Consider the following 15979-nt stretch of genomic DNA (forward strand, 5'->3'; position numbering starts at 1 on the left):
GTCTTCCTCCTTTGAAAGTTAATACTCATCATTACTCTGATAGAATTTTAAGTCCTTCACCAGGCTTAGCAACAATTAATTGATTAGGGTTAAAAAAATCTGCAAATCTTTTTTTTATTTTCTCACTATCTGTTAAGCGACAAAGAACTTTCACATTAGGACCAGCATCCATTGTAAAGTAACAAGGCATACCCTCTTGACGTAACTGACGGACTAACTGCATCGCAACCACACTATCTGGTTCCCAATAAGAAAGAGGAGGGTTAGCGCCTAACATCGTCCCATGCATTTTCATGCCATTACTTTCGGTTATTTCGCCCATTTTTTGGAAATCACGTGAGCGGATGGCTTCTTTTATTTCACTTAAATCTTTGGTTGTACTCTCTAACCATCCTGAATAAAAAGGAGAGGTTTCTACTGTACTTTTCATTCCTTCGCGACTAGATAGTTCTTTTTGTCTGCTATTAACAACAACGACTAGCATTCCAATATCCCAATCAGCGTCATCAATTGGAACTGCATACGAGTCAGCTGAAGAAGTGCCCATCTGCCACTCAACAAATCCTCCATAAATACTGCGGGTAGCTGATCCAGACCCTCTACGTGCATACAGAGATAATTCGCGATTAGTTAAATGGAGACCACTCGCTAAGTTAGCAGCTCCAGCTAAAGCAGCCATACCGGATGCTGAAGAAGCTAAACCAGCGGCTGTAGGGACAAAATTAGTACTTTTAATCAACGCAGGAGAATGGATGCCGGCAGTTTCTCTAAATAAATCTAAAAATTGACTAACTTTTTTTGTGGCTATTTCATTTTGCAAGACATCATTTAAGTAGAAAGTATCTTTTTGACAAGCATCATCAAATACAACCGAAGTATCTGTGTAAAAAGCATCCAACGTCAGAGAAAGGCTGCTGCTAGCTGGCAAAATAAGCTTTTCATCACGTTTTCCCCAATATTTTATTAAAGCAATATTCGTATGTGCTCGAACTTTTTTTTCAGTCATCTCACTCGTCCTTTCTCATGTTATAAATCCATGTATGGTTAGCTCCTGCTTGTAACAAAGCTTTGGATAACTGAATAGCATTATCTTCATTTTTGGCTAAGGCAATCATACAACCACCACGTCCACCGCCTGTTAATTTTGCACCTATAGCTCCTGAATCTAGTGCAGTATGAACAAGGTGGTTTAATTCTTGATTGCTGATGCCTAAAGAGTCGAGTTGTTCATGAGCTTGGGTCATAAACGTTCCTAATTCAATTGGTTGGTCTTGTTCAATAGCCCATTTAGCTTGATTAGCTAATAGCCCTAATTTTTTTATAGCTAAATCTGTTTCTCTGGGAGCAGATTGATACAATTCTGCAATGTTTTCGACAGCTTCTTTTGTTTGACTGGTAATACCAGTATCGGCTACGACTAAGTAAGCTGTGACTCTAAGTGGGAAAAACTGAAAATCTTGCCCCTTAATGTAATAAAGAGGGGATTGACCACTAGTCATGGCAGCATCCAAACCGCTCGGATTATTATGTGCGATTGTTTCAGAGATATTCGTTAGTTGTAGCAATACTGAATTAGATAATGACTCGTCAAAGTAATGAAACAAGGCACGTATTGTCGCGACAGCAACTGCGGCACTAGATCCCATTCCTCTTTCAGCAGGGATTGTACTCGTGATAGTAATATCAAAGTTTTCGAGGGGTTTATTTAACTTTTTAACCGTTTCAACAATCACAGTCACCAAATTTAATAAGCGCTCAGGAGCTGTAGATAGCGGTCCTTTATAAAAAAAACAATCTAACGTAACCGGTCCATTCGTCGTTTCAATCGTCGTTTCAATCGCTGTAGCAAGAAACGGGATCGCTATAGCAGGTTCACCATAAACTACAGAATGTTCTCCCATTAAAATAATTTTTCCGTTCGATATACCAGTTGCTCTCATAAGACACCTCCTTTTCTGATATTTTTTTAGTTTTTTCATTTTTATCGATAAGTTCGCTAATTTTTCAATAATCTATGGTGCAGTATCCTATAGAGGCATACCTTGTATACCATAACGAACAGCTAACTTATGTAATGAACCACAGATGATTCCAATTAATAAAATCCTGGAAATATGGATAAGACTTTCATCCACATAAGCCAATAATAAAATAAATGAGATGAATAGTCCAAGAACAGCTTCGTGAGATACTTTAGTTCACACAAAATGAGAAATTGCGTTAGCGTAATTGGAATAATAAAGTCAAAAGGATAATACTTAACAAAGCTAAACGTTCATTTTTACCAATTAAAGATAAAAATAGAGCGTCAACAATAAATAATAGAGCAGCATAAGGCTGGACAATAGCAGCAAAATTTGCCTAGCAAGTAGCAAGTAGCAAGTAGCAATCAAAAGTAATCTAGGGCTAGAGATAGCCGTTCTGATTAAGGAACCAGCCGCCATTTTTTTGGTAGTCATGACAGATAGGCCTCTGTTCTTCAAGAAAAGAGCATGCTCAATCATTGGATTAGATAAAACACTACCTGGCAAACCAACTAATGCAGTTGGCATAGCAGTCTTTAAATTTAAGGTTATAATAGTTGAAACGAAAAAAGTTGAAATAATGATAAGCTGTGTCCCTATTAAAACTAGTGCTAACGACACAGGGAAAAGAACCGGCGTTTCATTCGTTCCGGGAATAAATTCAATAAAAGGACACAACAAAAAGACTAATCAGGAAGCAAGAACCATTTGAGCTAATAAAAAAGCAACCACTGTTTTGAACTTTGAGAATAAAATGGCTAAAACTAAACTGCGTATAGCTGTGATATCTCCCCAGATTTCAATCAGTTTTTTTCTCCTACTCGGTTAAACCTCCAATTGATACTAATAAATGAATCTTTTGAAAAATAAAAAGAATAAGACTCCTAACAATCTCATATTACACTAAATAAGTTTGCATTGACTAGTTAAGATTCCTTAAAGATAACATGTTCAATAAAAAGGATTTAAGAGATTGCTATAATTAGTACAGATTATTTGTTATAATCATACAGAAGTTTAAAAGAACTTGGAGGTCCACTGCATGAAAGAATCAGCAACATTTCATATTATCGAACGGGATGAATGGAAAGAATTAAATAAGAATACTGCTGCGCCATTGAGTCATCAAGAATTAGCAGAGTTAACGGGTCTAAATGACCGCATTTCTTTATTAGATGTCGAAGAAGTTTATGTACCAATCATCCAATTACTGGATGTCTATATTCGTCAATATGAGCATTTACAAGCAAAAAAGAACGATTTTTTAGGGCAAAAGATTGTAAAAAAACCTTATATTATTGGGATAGCAGGAAGTGTTGCAGTTGGAAAGAGTACCGTTGCACGCTTGCTACAGACGTTGCTTTCTCGTGTATATAAAAATAAAACCGTCGACATGATTACTACAGATGGGTTCCTTTATCCCAATGAACGATTACGAAAAGACAATATACTAAATCGCAAAGGCTTTCCTGAAAGCTATGATATGGCTCGATTGATCACCTTTTTAGGGGATGTGAAAAACGGAAAAGAAAATGTTTTTTCTCCGGTTTATTCACATCAAATATACGATATCATTGAAAATAAGTTTCATGTATTAAATCAACCGGATATTCTAATAGTAGAAGGCATCAACATACTTCAATTGCCAGCGAATGAGCAAATTTACATCAGTGATTTTTTTGATTTCTCTATCTATGTTGATGCTGAGCCTGCACAGATTGAAAAATGGTATTTAGAGCGATTTGGTACATTAATGGATACTGCATTTACAGATCCAAGCAACTATTATTACCCTTATGCTCAAGGTGATCGAGAAGATGCGTTTGTAATGGCTCGAGGCATCTGGGAAAAAGTGAATTTAAAAAATTTAACTGAATTTATTATGCCAACCCGAAATCGGGCAGATTTAATCTTGCATAAAAGTGGAAATCATTTTATTGACCGTTTATTACTTCGGAAATATTAAAAAAAGTCAGAAAAGCGTTTTCGACATATTGATTTGTCTACTCAGAGTCGATACAATGAAGCGTAACAGAGAATTATACTTAAAATAGATAACGAACTGTAAAAAAAAGAAAAATAGATGGGGTGAACTGCGTGGCAATAACGACTGATTTAACAAATGTTGAAAAGATTGTAGTGCTTGATTTTGGAAGTCAATACAATCAATTAATTACACGTCGTATTAGAGAATTCGGTGTGTTTTCTGAACTGATTTCTCACAAAGTAACAGCAAAAGAGCTAAGCAATATGAATGCAAAAGGCATTATTTTCTCAGGTGGACCGATGAGTGTATACGATGACGGTGCTTATTCTGTTGATCCTGCTATCTTTGAACTGGGAATTCCTATCTTAGGCATTTGTTATGGCATGCAGCTGATGACAACTGCACTAGGTGGAAAAGTAGAAGCCAGTTCAAATCGTGAATATGGAAAAGCTGGTATTCAAATAACGAATGCTCAGGCCCCTTTATTTAAAGGTTTAGCAAAAGAAGAGACCGTTTGGATGAGTCATGGCGATTTAGTCACTCAAGTTCCGACAGGTTTTGAAGTTGCAGCAACGAGTCCACATTGCCCAATTGCATCGATGGTTGATTCGAAAAGGAATTTTCATGCGGTTCAATTCCATCCAGAAGTACGTCACACGGAACAAGGAAATGCAATGCTAAAAAACTTTGCTTTTTCTGTTTGTGATTGCAAAGGAACGTGGAGCATCAGTAACTTTATCGATATTGAAATTGCAAAAATTCGTGAAACAGTTGGGACTAAAAATGTCTTATTAGCCTTATCTGGCGGAGTAGACTCAAGTGTTGTAGGAGTCTTATTGCAAAAAGCTATTGGAGAGCAATTGACGTGTATTTTTGTTGATCACGGCCTATTGCGTAAAAATGAAGGCGATCAAGTTATGGATAGTTTAGAAGGTAAATTTGGTTTAAATGTCATCAGAGTAGACGCTAAAAAACGCTTCATGGATAAACTAATTGGTGTTAGTGACCCAGAACAAAAACGTAAAATTATCGGAAATGAATTTATTTATGTTTTTGATGATGAAGCAACAAAACTAAAAGGGATTGAATTCTTAGCGCAAGGCACCCTTTATACGGATGTGATTGAAAGTGGAACAGATACAGCTCAAACCATCAAATCACACCATAACGTTGGCGGACTTCCTGAAGACATGCAATTCAAATTAATTGAACCATTGAACACGTTATTTAAAGATGAAGTACGTGAATTAGGAATTGAATTAGGTATGCCAGAAAGCTTAGTATGGCGTCAACCATTCCCAGGTCCTGGATTAGGTATTCGTGTACTTGGCGAACTAACTGAAGAAAAAATAGAAATCGTACGTGAAAGTGATGCTATTCTACGTGAAGAAATCGCATTAGCTGGACTTGATCGTGACGTGTGGCAATACTTTACCGTTTTACCTGGTATCCGTAGTGTTGGTGTGATGGGCGACGGACGGACGTATGATTACACTGTTGGTGTTCGTGCGGTTACTTCAATCGACGGTATGACAAGTGATTTTGCTCGTATCCCATGGGATGTCTTGCAAAAAATATCTGTCCGTATCGTAAACGAAGTTGCTCACGTTAACCGTATCGTGTACGACATAACGAGCAAACCACCTTCTACTATCGAGTGGGAATGAAAATAGAAAACCTGTTAGACGTTGGTAATTCAACGTTCTAACAGGTTTTTTTATTGCACTGGACTTAAATGGGACGTAATTTGTAAATCGTTTAATTGTTTGGCCATATCTTGTTTTTTTATAGATAACTATATCCTGAATAATTCATACTTTTTATGAAATGCTCTAGAAAAACTGTTCTAATGCTAGTTTTCGTTAATTTTCGCAGCACCCTTTGGGAGAGCAAAAAGAACCTGAATCTGCTAGGGTTAAAGCGACTAAACATAACCAAAGAAAGGGGTTCTCTTTATGGAAACTTTGCATAAAAATCGTTTGCCTTTCAATTCAAACATTACGGTATTTCACTCTGGTGGTAATTTATCCTCAGATTCTGGGTTGATATTAGTTAAGGAGTTCATGCACAACATTAATTTTTCTAACTTTTTGAAACAAAACCTCACTATTAATGAGAATTGACTTTACTATAATCATGCTAATCATTCAATCATTGAACAAATCATTTTCCAATTAATTGCTGGATATCAAACGGATTCTTCGGCTGACGTTTTATCAAAAGATCCCATTTTTCAGAACTTATTAGCTAAAGAGCAGCTTGCTTCACAACCGTTTATTTCTCGTTTATAGGATTGGTTAAGTCAGAAAAATATTTCTCGATTATAAGAAGTCAATCAAATCCTGATGGATAAAGCACATACTGCGCGTAATACAACTGAAATGATTTTCGATCTAGACTCAACACATTCGGATACCTTTGGCAATCAGGAAACATCGGGGTATAACGCCCATTACCAAACGAATGGCTATCATCCGCTTGTTGCTTTTGAAGGTCTGACCGGTGACTTTTTGAAAGCAGAACTTCGTTCTTGTAACGTTTACACAGTCAATGGTGTTGCAGATTTTGTCCGGCCACTTTTTGACCATTATCAAGAAATCGTACCTGTAAGCTCTATTCTAGTACGTGCAGATAGTGGTTTTGTAACTCCTGAATGATATAAGCTGTGTGAAGAATATCAAAAATTTTATGCTGTTCAAACGTTTAAAAAAAAAGCTAATTTCAAAGGGTCAGTGTGTCTAAAATTCTTGATTTCCCGACAAAAAAATTGATGACTTGGAAATTTGAAGTAAAATAAGTGAATCTAACAAACGAATGACCTGAAAGAAGTGGAAAATACACGAATTATTATTTTTTGAAGAAGTATGAATCAATCAGGACTGATAGTATTAATAAAAGTAGCCACCGACCAATTCATATCACAGAATTGACCAACGGCTACTTTTATTATCATGCAGTTTCATGAATGCTTGTTAGATCATTCAACCAATGTTCCAACAATCAGCAGACCATTTAACACGGAGCTGCCGTGCGGAGAACTGTTGATGGCGGTTGTGCAGTCGGTACCCGCTTGTACGCCATAATGATTTCCGTTCTGCCATTTATCCACATGGGTGACATCGTAGACGTTGCCGTCAACGGTGACATAGGCATCATTCCCGTTCTTTCCATCATATTGCGATAATTCATCAAGGGTAAAGTTTTTTGTATTCGATTGGGTACCAGAAGATGAAGCAATGTCGGATGAAGGTGTAGCTTCCGAGGATGAAACAACTGAACTGGCAGCACTACTGGTAGAAGCCTTCTCAATAGTAGTTTTCTGAGTCGTCCCGCATCCCACGAAAAGTAAGGATGCACCTAGTAAGAAGATAATCATTTTTAATTTATTGTTATTTTTCATTTTTGGTTCTCCTTTTTTTGATTCTTATCATTTTTTATAATCCAAATGATTCGAAGTGAATTTTTTGTTTTGAAACATTTTTGGAAACTAGCGCTGATTCAATGGTATGCATAAACTTTTTGGGACCGCAGAGAACAAACTCGCTAGTCGAACAGGGAACTTTAGTCGCTTCGAAAATAGTTTCCGTTTTTTCTGCATTCAAGTAACCGTTCTTGGTTGAATAAAAAGGAACGAATATGAAATTGGGCATATCTTTCTGGAAAGAAGCTAGTTCCGCTGCATAGGCAAGTTCATTCTCGTTGCGCAAACTCCAGATGAGTACTGTTTTATTTTTGAATTTTTTTTGGCGAAGGCTTTCCAAGATGCTCAACATAGGTGTAACACCAACACCTCCAGCAATCAGCACTAAGCTTTTTTCCGTTTTTTGGATGTCTTCCAGTGGCTGCCATAACCCACCATAAGGACCTTCGACGGTCACTTTCGTTCCAACCTTGATATGTTGGATGATATGCGTGTAATCCCCGGAATTTTTGATGGATACGGAAAGAACATGCGGATTTTCGGGTGCGGAAGTCAGAGAAAAAGGGTGTTCTTCAAAAGTGTATTTTTCATCCTTGACCCTTAAATAGATGAACTGTCCGGCGTTGTAATCAAAAATCTGTCCGTTTTCGGCTTCCAGCGTCAAGCTGACAAGCTGGTCAGTTTCATTCACTGCACTGGTTATGGTATAAATATTTTTATTTAATAGAAAACGTCTGATTAGCTTATGGTACACATAGAAGCTCAAAGATACGATGAAATAAAGGGCGTACATCATAGTCAACGTCATATCGGCCCGAACAACATAGGCGATGGTGATGACATGTACAGATAGTGAGATAATGGCAACAATAGTAAAATTATGCAGAAATTTCATAGTTCCGTATTTAGCGAATGCGAAATTTCCCAATGTATCCAACACTACGTTTATTATTTTGATTCTTCGTAGCCAGCCAGTCATGAAAAGCACAGATAAGACGGTCAACAGTAAGAATAGCATGATGGCAAAATCTCCAAAGACAGTCGAAAATTCGAACTCTCCCCAAGCAAGACTGGCCCATTCTTTATGCAACATGCCAAGCGCCAAAGCGACGATGGCCATGATGCCGTGGAAACGATGGAATTTATCCAGACTAAAATGTTTTTCGATGAATTTAGGTCTTGCGGCCGTTATCAGTTCAGACAACAACCAAGTGTAGCTGATGATTCCAATAAAAGCGGGTGCTGCGATACTGAAGTTTAGACCCTTTAGCGAGATGAAGGCAATGGGCAAGGGGCTCAAGAAATAAACAGCGAGAATCATAATTTGGATTACTTTTCTTTTCATAAGTATTTCCTCCGTTTTTCTTATTTATATTCAGTATAGATAAGAAAGTTTAGGGCAGCATGAAGGTTAGCTGAAAGTTAGCTGAAGATGACATTTCCGTTCAATCAGGAAGTTAAAACGTGATATAATAAAATAAAGAGGTGGACACAATGAACGGGAAACAAACGCGTGTTTTGGTGGTGGATGACGAACAGAACATCCGTGATTTTTTAACGATGGGCTTGGAAGACGAAGGGTACAGTGTCGAAACCGCAAAAGATGGCTTGTCAGCATTGACGAAAATGCATCAAAATCCTTGCGACATCGTCATTTTGGATGTTATGATGCCAGGCATGGATGGCTACGAATGTTGTCGCATGCTGAAGCAGAAATACGAGGTCGTCGTTATTATGCTGACCGCGAAGGGCCAAGCGGAAGATACCGTAAAAGGGCTGAAAATCGGGGCGGACGATTATCTGGCCAAACCCTTCAGTTTTATGGAGTTGCTGATGCGGATGGAGGTCCGCTTGAATAGTCGCTTTCCGCAAAAGAACTCAGTTATCTGCAAAGGTCCCTTTTCCGTCGATGATGGCCGCCATGAGATTATGTTTAAAGATAAAAAACTCGATTTGACACCCACGGAGTATAAACTAATGTGTTTGCTGTTTGATAACGTGAACATCGTCATCTCAAAAGAAACAATCATGAATCAAGTCTGGGGTTATGATTATTTCAGCAGTTCGAATGTAGTAGAGGTGTATGTCCGCAACTTAAGAGAAAAACTGCAGGATACAGAGCACTGTTACATAAAAACTGAGCGCGGATTCGGTTATAAATTGGATGTGGAAGGATGAAAATGAAAAACTTGAGCAAGCAACTGTTCCAGAGGAGTATGCTGCTGTTGCTGTTGTTTTTGGTGATTATTGGTTTTTTGCAGACGAGCTTAATCTATCTCTATAGGGAAAATCAGAGGAAATCGGAAGTGACCAGCTACTTGCATGCCCTACAGCAAACCAAAAATCTGTTCGGTGAAGGAGAGCCGTTGGCTGAAAAGGCGACAGAGCTTGCCGAGGATATGATTTCAGATGCGAACATCATTTTTTATGCAAGCTCCGGGGAAAAGCAAATGATTCACATCAATCGAGTATTTTTAAAGGACAAACAGACCGCGACGTACACTGAACCTGTTTATTATGAAGGGAAAGCAATCGGGACGATTGAAGTCATCTATTCCATCCATGAGTCGTTGGAGTTGATGTTTACGCAGTTGATTATTTATGTAATTGCCAGCATTATTATCCTTTTGCTAGCCTGGCTAGTCTATAAACGTATGTTGCGGAAAACGTTGGATCCCTTGGATCGCGTCATTGCATCGGTTTCTGAAGTTGTCGTCAGCAATTTGGATGAGCCCATTGTTATCGCTGATGCTCAAGCGGATATAGCCAAACTAGTTGATTCGACTAATGAGTTGAAAGCAAGGTTACATGATTCTTTTCAAACTATTGAAGAGAATCAGCGTAAGTTACAACAATTCGTTTCCGATGCTTCACATGAACTAAAGACGCCGCTAACGACAATCCGAGGCTATTCAGAAATTCTGTTGCGAGGTAAACTGGATAACCCCGAGAGGATACGCTATTCTCTAGAAAGTATGCTTGATCAGACGAAACGCTTGACGAATATTGTGAACGAACTGCTGGAATTATCAAAGTTGGATCGAAAGGTAGAGATGGGTAAAACCGAATTGAACCTGAATGATGTTCTAGAAGAACTTTTTCCCTTGTTGAAGATGATTCAAGAAGGCCGGGAAATCAAACTGAGGTTAGGCGAGGTACCGAATGTTTTGATGAACCGCAACAAAATAGAACAGGTCATTTTAAATATCGTCCAGAATGCTATTTTCCATTCCGATAAAAAGACTCCGATTCTGATGCGTACCTACTATGAAAATGAAAAAGTTATCATGGCGATTACTGATTACGGGGAGGGTATTGCCGAGGAACATCTGCCGCTCATCTTTGACCGGTTTTACCGCATCGATACTGATCGCTCACGCGAAATTGGAGGGACTGGTTTAGGCTTGGCCATCTGTCAAGATATCATGCATGCACATAACGGAGAAATCAAACTACAAAGTATTCTAGGAAAAGAAACGACATTCTTTATCCTGTTCCCGAGGATGAATGATTGACCAATTTTGTGAAGTAGGCAGTGTACTTTATTCCACAGTGCGAATCAACTATAAAAAAACGGGGCTGCCTTATTTGATACAGCCCTGTGTTCTATTTGTAAGATTGATTGGGTTCAGGGTCAATTTTATGTGAATACTTAATTTGGTTTCCATAATTTCTTAATTGGCTGGTAAATATTAACGATTTATTATCAAACATGTGGTCTTTATCCAGAATTTCACCAGTATCGGAATCAACTGTAAGGCCTTCGGTGCTAAAAGAAGTGTGGTTCAAATTACTTAAATAATGGTATCTGACCAATAGCCATAACGATCAAAGCGTCAATAGCATGATGTCGATGGACATCATCTTTAACCAACACTAGAAAAATTAATATTTAAACCTAAATCTGAATGATTCATACTTCTTCAAAAAATAATAATTTGTGTATTTTTTACTTCGTTCAGGTTATTCGTTTGTTAGATTCTCTTATTTTACTTCAAATTTCCAAATCACTAATTTATTGGTTTAGAGCTTCTTCACCACGTACGACATTAGAAATTTTAGTGGTGACTGTTCCTGCTACAGAACTAGAGTCATTATCGTAATATATAACATCCCACGCTGCAGATTCTCCAATAGGAACAGGGTACTTCTCTATTTTGGTATGCTAGCCTTTTTTATTGATTCTGCCTCACTAGAAACTTCTTCAGTAGTAGCAGAATTAGCATTGATACTTTTTACGGTAACGTCTGAAGATTTCCCATATGCGACTAAAAAGAGACTTGAAATCCTAATAAAATCATATATTTAAATTTATTCATTATTCTGTATCCTCCATTTTAATGAAATCTGTTGCATCTGAAATAATATGATCTTCATCATCTTTAATTATGATAGTCGGGTGAGTAGTTCCATCATAAAAATCTGAGTTTAAGTATAATTGTCTACTAAAACTATCCATAATAAGAGTGAAGAAGCCATTTGTTATTTCACTCATTTCAGATTTATCTGAGTTACTAATGACCAATTCGATAGTGTTATCATCAGTCATTAACGATGAAACAATTTTAGGAGAATCTTCGCTATCTACATTATTACCAACTTCTCGTTCATCCAAAGATTCTATGTATTCTTTAAACTGACGCTTGTTAAGATTTATTTTTTCCCAATCAATTTCTTCTACACTTCCAATTTTAGCAAACTCATCAGTCGTTGATTGATCTAATTTATCTAATCCATCTTCTTTGGGGGTAATGGATTCGCTTTCTACTACCTCCGGGTAAGAATCATTATTACTAGTTTCTTCAGTACCACAAGCTCCTAAAATAAAGATGCACGCAATGGTGAGTGCTGACATTTTGAATACATTCAATTTATACTCCTCCTTAGATAGCGCAATTTTTTTATAGAATCTTACTTTCCGTAATAAATTTAGCATGTTATAATTCAATTTACAAAGATAATAATCTTATAATTGCTCTCTCATTAATTATTAGTACTTTTTTTCCCCGCAAACTGTACTTGATTTATAGCGCTCCATAATAGTAGAATAATTTAAATTAACCGTTAAAAAAATGAAGCTGTAGTTCCATCCTAAATCTAGTTGTTGATTTTCATATAAAATAATAGAGTTTTTTTGTTTTAGTGTATGAAATAATTCGCGAAAACTCATTTTTTTAATTCTTCTTCGAAAATCTTCAATAATTAGTTTTTGTTTTTAAACAATAATAAGTACCCTACAATAGCAGAGGATAACAGGTTCTATTTTTATTTAGCCTTATCCAAAACCTATTAAAGGCACTAGAACTTGTAAAAATACTAGAATCTGTAGAACAAGTACCTATTAATGAAAAATTGACGATACCATTAAATCTATTTTTTTGGTGTTGCTGGAGTGCTGCCTGCAATAAATGACAGAGTACATTCTCTCCACCCGTTTGATTTTGGTGGGAATGTAGATAATAAGAATTTTTATAGATAGAAAAACAGAGATAAACCCTAATTCGTTTTCATTTGGAATAGGGATTATTTTTTTTATTAGTTTGCTTTAAAGGGGAGGCACATAGCCTATTTAAGATTCTATAATTATAGCTAAATAGATTGGCTTTAAGTTATTGAAGCCTCCTTATAAGATAGAATGAAATCCGTACGGTTGACATTATTACGAATTCGTAATAATATGTAGTTACTTTGAATGAACGCTTAAAATCGACAAGTTAGTTAAATAAATTCCAAAGTAAGGGATGAATGTTTAAAAAGACGATAAATTTGACTATCTGATTCTTTAATCGTTAGGAAGCTGTAAAAGAAGTACGATGAATCGAACAATAAGAAATAAATAGGGGGCAACTTAATCATGAATGAATTAAAACCATTTAAAGGAATACACCACGTAACTGCGATAACAAGTAGTGCAGAAAAGATATACAAATTTTTTACCTATAATTTAGGTTTGCGTTTAGTAAAGAAGAATGTGAATCAAGATGATCTTTCAACTTATCATTTATTTTTCGCCGATGATCGTGGCAATCCAGGAACGGATATGACGTTTTTTGATTTTAGTGGAATTGCTGCTCATCAACAAGGAACAAATGATATTTCGAGAACTAGTTTTAGAGTAGCTAGTGATGATGCACTTAGTTATTGGGAAAAAAGACTAACGCACTATGAAATTAAACATGACCAAATGATTGAGCAATTTGGTAAGCAAGTTCTCTATTTTGAAGATTTTGATAAGCAGCAATATGCTATTTTTTCAGATGAAAAAAATGTTGGGATAGCATCCGGAGAGCCTTGGCATAAAGGACCTGTACCAGATGAATACGCAATTACTGGGTTAGGCCCCATTTTTTTGAGAGTCCAATCTGAAGAAATGATGGATCAAGCTTTAGTTCAAGTTATGAAGATGCGAAAAATAGCACGTGAAGATAATTTTACGCTTTATGAAATGGGTGAAGGTGGTAACGGAGCTTCAGTTATTGTGGAAAAAGAGGATACTTTAGAAAGTGCAAGACAAGGTTATGGCGGCGTTCATCATGTTGCTTTTAGAGTTGAAGATAAAGAACAGCTTGATGCTTGGGTAAGACATTTCAAACAATTAGGTCTCCAAAATTCAGGTCTTGTTGATCGTTTTTATTTTAAAGCTGTCTATACTCGCTTGTATCCTAACATATTGTTTGAATTATCAACAGAAGGACCGGGATTTATTGATGATGAAGAAGCCTATGAAGTACTTGGTGAAACATTGACTCTTCCACCACACTTAAGAGATAAGCGAGAATACGTTGAATCTCAACTGCCAGACTTTGATACAGTAAGAAGTACAAAAAAATTTAAAAAGGAGTACTTTGAATAATGAGGGATGAACTTAAAAGTTTAATTATTCTATTTAAAGCTTACAATAGTATTGAAAAAAACGTAAAACAGTCACTTGCTAATACAGAAATCAATGTTAATGAATTTACCGCTATGGAAGCTTTATATGTGAAGGGATCGCTCACGACAAAAGAACTAATTAATACCGTGCTCATTCCCAATAGCAGTATGACTTATGTGCTAGAAATACTAAGCAAGAAAAAATACCTTACAAAAGAAAAGAACAAAAACGATAAAAGAATTCAAATTATTGCGCTGACAGAACTTGGAACAAAGGTATTTGAAGAGATATACGAAAAACATTTTTCTTACATGCGTTCTATCTTCAATGTCTTAAATAAAGACGAAGAGCTACAGCTGCAATCCTTGTTGAAAAAATTGGGTAAACAAGCAGAGGAGGTTGTATGATGCAAGAGACAATAAGCAAAGGTAGTAATAATCATGTGATTATTACCCTTCATGGAACTGGCGGTCATGCGACAAGTTTGTTTGAAATTGCGCATATCCTCGACCCTGAGGCAACGAAAATTGGTTTCCAAGGAGAAGTCAACGAAAAAGGGATGAGTCGCTATTTTGGACGCTATCCAGATGGCAATTTTGATCTTGTAAGTTTGGCTAACGCAACGCAAAATCTCTATGATTCAATTTATGAAGTGATTGGAAAATACAACTTGAAAAATCATAGAATAACACTATCAGGTTATTCTAACGGAGCCAACCTAATCAAAAATCTGTTAAAGGAATTTACGGATTTGCCGGTTGCGAACGTTCTTTTATTTCATCCTTCACCAATCACTCCAGCTAAGGAATTTCAAAAGCAAGGAGGCCTTAACGTTTTAATGACAGCTGGAAAGAATGATTCTTACATCACAGACAATCAATTCAAAGAAATTGAAAAGAAGATGTTAACTGCCTCAATAAAAGTAGCAACTTTCACCCATAACCAAGGACATCAACTAACCCAAGAAGAAGGAGAGTATGCTAAAAACTTTCTTTCAGAAAAAAGGGAGGATATTCAATGACTAAATTAAAAATAGATTTTGACACAATCGATGAAAAGAGCCGAATGAAGTTGGTTAAAGGCAGTATTATTCCACGCCCGATAGCTTGGATTACTAGTCTGAATGAAAATGGGAGTGTTAACTTAGCACCTTTTAGTTATTTTAATGTGGTATCGCCAACGCTAGTAGTCGTATCTTTTCAAAGGAACGGAGACAAACAAAAAGATACTTTTGTAAATATCTTTAGAGAAAAAGAAGCTGTTATCCACATTGTCGATGAATCATTAATTGATGCAATGGATAAGTCATCTACACCATTAGAGAGAAATAAAAGCGAAGTGGAATTAACAAATTTAACGCTAAGTTCAAGTATGAAAATTAAAACACCAGGAATAGAAGAAGCACTCATTCGTTTCGAAGTAGTCCTAGAAGAATCGATTACGCTTAAAAATTATCAGAAAGACGATGAGGAAGCAGATTTAGTTATTCTTCGAGTTATTGGTTCTATTGTGGATGAAAAAGTCTACGATTCGAAGCAAGGCTACGTGTTGTCTGATGTCTTACGTCCAATAGCTCGCTTAGGTGGAACAGACTATGCTAGTATTAAAACTATCCCTTTCAAGCGCCAATTTTGATTTAAAGGGAAAAATAATGAATAAGAAACACTCTGATT

14 protein-coding genes and 1 pseudogene are annotated in these 15979 nt (G+C 36.6%); 10 read left to right on the forward strand and 5 right to left on the reverse strand.

Features of this window, described 5'->3' with window-relative positions; translation table 11 throughout:
- Positions 1-31: 31 nt before the first annotated feature.
- Together mvaD and mvk are read right to left on the reverse strand one after the other, a co-directional pair.
- Positions 32-1006, reverse strand: coding sequence for a diphosphomevalonate decarboxylase (mvaD, locus tag BR44_RS10100; RefSeq protein ID WP_034552432.1), 975 nt, complete (start codon positions 1004-1006; stop codon positions 32-34).
- A 1-nt stretch (position 1007) separates the two neighbouring features.
- On the reverse strand, positions 1008-1940 hold the full coding sequence (mvk, locus tag BR44_RS10105) for a mevalonate kinase (RefSeq protein ID WP_034552435.1): 933 nt from the start codon (positions 1938-1940) through the stop codon (positions 1008-1010).
- A 517-nt stretch (positions 1941-2457) separates the two neighbouring features.
- On the opposite strand from mvk, the gene BR44_RS11575 reads away from it, so the two are divergent.
- The 4 genes and pseudogenes from BR44_RS11575 to BR44_RS11975 form a co-directional block, all read left to right on the forward strand.
- Positions 2458-2736 carry a hypothetical protein gene (locus BR44_RS11575; RefSeq protein ID WP_156954959.1) on the forward strand — a complete coding sequence of 93 codons (279 nt, stop codon included), beginning with the start codon at positions 2458-2460 and terminating at the stop codon, positions 2734-2736.
- A gap of 330 nt (positions 2737-3066) precedes the next feature.
- Entirely contained in the window at positions 3067-3990 is a 924-nt protein-coding gene (gene coaA, locus BR44_RS10115) for a type I pantothenate kinase (protein WP_034552441.1), read from the forward strand.
- A gap of 131 nt (positions 3991-4121) precedes the next feature.
- Positions 4122-5678, forward strand: a complete 1557-nt coding sequence (gene guaA / locus BR44_RS10120) for a glutamine-hydrolyzing GMP synthase (RefSeq protein ID WP_245592969.1) — start codon at positions 4122-4124, stop codon at positions 5676-5678.
- Between the two features lie 288 nt (positions 5679-5966).
- Positions 5967-6665 (forward strand): annotated as a pseudogene (locus BR44_RS11975) (IS1380 family transposase); the annotation flags it as partial.
- A 323-nt stretch (positions 6666-6988) separates the two neighbouring features.
- Here BR44_RS11975 and BR44_RS12230 read toward each other — a convergent pair.
- Both BR44_RS12230 and BR44_RS10135 read right to left on the reverse strand, forming a co-directional pair.
- The gene (locus BR44_RS12230) at positions 6989-7411 is read right to left on the reverse strand and encodes a cytochrome b5 domain-containing protein (protein ID WP_425393563.1); all 423 of its coding nucleotides are present in this window, start codon (positions 7409-7411) and stop codon (positions 6989-6991) included.
- A gap of 34 nt (positions 7412-7445) precedes the next feature.
- Positions 7446-8777, reverse strand: a complete 1332-nt coding sequence (locus tag BR44_RS10135) for a ferredoxin reductase family protein (RefSeq protein ID WP_034552443.1) — start codon at positions 8775-8777, stop codon at positions 7446-7448.
- Positions 8778-8926: 149 nt separating this feature from the next.
- Between BR44_RS10135 and BR44_RS10140 the strand changes: the two genes are divergently transcribed.
- Together BR44_RS10140 and BR44_RS10145 are read left to right on the forward strand one after the other, a co-directional pair.
- Positions 8927-9610: a response regulator transcription factor gene (locus BR44_RS10140; protein WP_034552445.1), complete on the forward strand. Its 684-nt coding sequence runs from the start codon at positions 8927-8929 to the stop codon at positions 9608-9610.
- The gene (locus BR44_RS10145; RefSeq protein WP_034552447.1) at positions 9607-10947 is read left to right on the forward strand and encodes a sensor histidine kinase; all 1341 of its coding nucleotides are present in this window, start codon (positions 9607-9609) and stop codon (positions 10945-10947) included. The genes BR44_RS10140 and BR44_RS10145 overlap by 4 nt, the downstream gene beginning before the upstream one ends.
- Positions 10948-11750: 803 nt before the next feature.
- Here the strand turns inward: BR44_RS10145 and BR44_RS10150 are convergent.
- On the reverse strand, positions 11751-12302 hold the full coding sequence (locus tag BR44_RS10150) for a hypothetical protein (RefSeq protein ID WP_034552450.1): 552 nt from the start codon (positions 12300-12302) through the stop codon (positions 11751-11753).
- A 984-nt stretch (positions 12303-13286) separates the two neighbouring features.
- Between BR44_RS10150 and BR44_RS10160 the strand changes: the two genes are divergently transcribed.
- Genes BR44_RS10160 through BR44_RS10175 form a run of 4 tightly spaced genes read left to right on the forward strand, consistent with a single transcriptional unit; the run spans position 13287 to position 15941 of the window.
- On the forward strand, positions 13287-14285 hold the full coding sequence (locus tag BR44_RS10160) for a ring-cleaving dioxygenase (RefSeq protein ID WP_034552455.1): 999 nt from the start codon (positions 13287-13289) through the stop codon (positions 14283-14285).
- Positions 14285-14713: a MarR family winged helix-turn-helix transcriptional regulator gene (locus BR44_RS10165; protein WP_034552457.1), complete on the forward strand. Its 429-nt coding sequence runs from the start codon at positions 14285-14287 to the stop codon at positions 14711-14713. The genes BR44_RS10160 and BR44_RS10165 overlap by 1 nt, the downstream gene beginning before the upstream one ends.
- A complete protein-coding gene (locus tag BR44_RS10170; RefSeq protein ID WP_034552460.1) occupies positions 14713-15327 on the forward strand; it encodes an alpha/beta hydrolase in 615 nt (204 codons plus the stop codon). Before BR44_RS10165 ends, BR44_RS10170 begins: the two co-directional genes overlap by 1 nt.
- The gene (locus BR44_RS10175) at positions 15324-15941 is read left to right on the forward strand and encodes a flavin reductase family protein (protein ID WP_034552463.1); all 618 of its coding nucleotides are present in this window, start codon (positions 15324-15326) and stop codon (positions 15939-15941) included. The genes BR44_RS10170 and BR44_RS10175 overlap by 4 nt, the downstream gene beginning before the upstream one ends.
- Positions 15942-15979 lie beyond the last annotated feature (38 nt).

Origin of the sequence: Carnobacterium funditum DSM 5970 (genome assembly GCF_000744185.1) — a bacterium.
Lineage (GTDB): Bacteria > Bacillota > Bacilli > Lactobacillales > Carnobacteriaceae > Carnobacterium_A > Carnobacterium_A funditum.

Coding starts and splice junctions, on each gene's coding strand:
- mvaD (WP_034552432.1), bottom strand. CDS start 1,006: ATGACTGAAAAAAAAGTTCGAGCACATACGAATATTGCTTTAATAAAA.
- mvk (WP_034552435.1), bottom strand. CDS start 1,940: ATGAGAGCAACTGGTATATCGAACGGAAAAATTATTTTAATGGGAGAA.
- BR44_RS11575 (WP_156954959.1), top strand. CDS start 2,458: ATGACAGATAGGCCTCTGTTCTTCAAGAAAAGAGCATGCTCAATCATT.
- coaA (WP_034552441.1), top strand. CDS start 3,067: ATGAAAGAATCAGCAACATTTCATATTATCGAACGGGATGAATGGAAA.
- BR44_RS12230 (WP_425393563.1), bottom strand. CDS start 7,411: ATGAAAAATAACAATAAATTAAAAATGATTATCTTCTTACTAGGTGCA.
- BR44_RS10135 (WP_034552443.1), bottom strand. CDS start 8,777: ATGAAAAGAAAAGTAATCCAAATTATGATTCTCGCTGTTTATTTCTTG.
- BR44_RS10140 (WP_034552445.1), top strand. CDS start 8,927: ATGAACGGGAAACAAACGCGTGTTTTGGTGGTGGATGACGAACAGAAC.
- BR44_RS10145 (WP_034552447.1), top strand. CDS start 9,607: ATGAAAATGAAAAACTTGAGCAAGCAACTGTTCCAGAGGAGTATGCTG.
- BR44_RS10160 (WP_034552455.1), top strand. CDS start 13,287: ATGAATGAATTAAAACCATTTAAAGGAATACACCACGTAACTGCGATA.
- BR44_RS10165 (WP_034552457.1), top strand. CDS start 14,285: ATGAGGGATGAACTTAAAAGTTTAATTATTCTATTTAAAGCTTACAAT.
- BR44_RS10170 (WP_034552460.1), top strand. CDS start 14,713: ATGCAAGAGACAATAAGCAAAGGTAGTAATAATCATGTGATTATTACC.
- BR44_RS10175 (WP_034552463.1), top strand. CDS start 15,324: ATGACTAAATTAAAAATAGATTTTGACACAATCGATGAAAAGAGCCGA.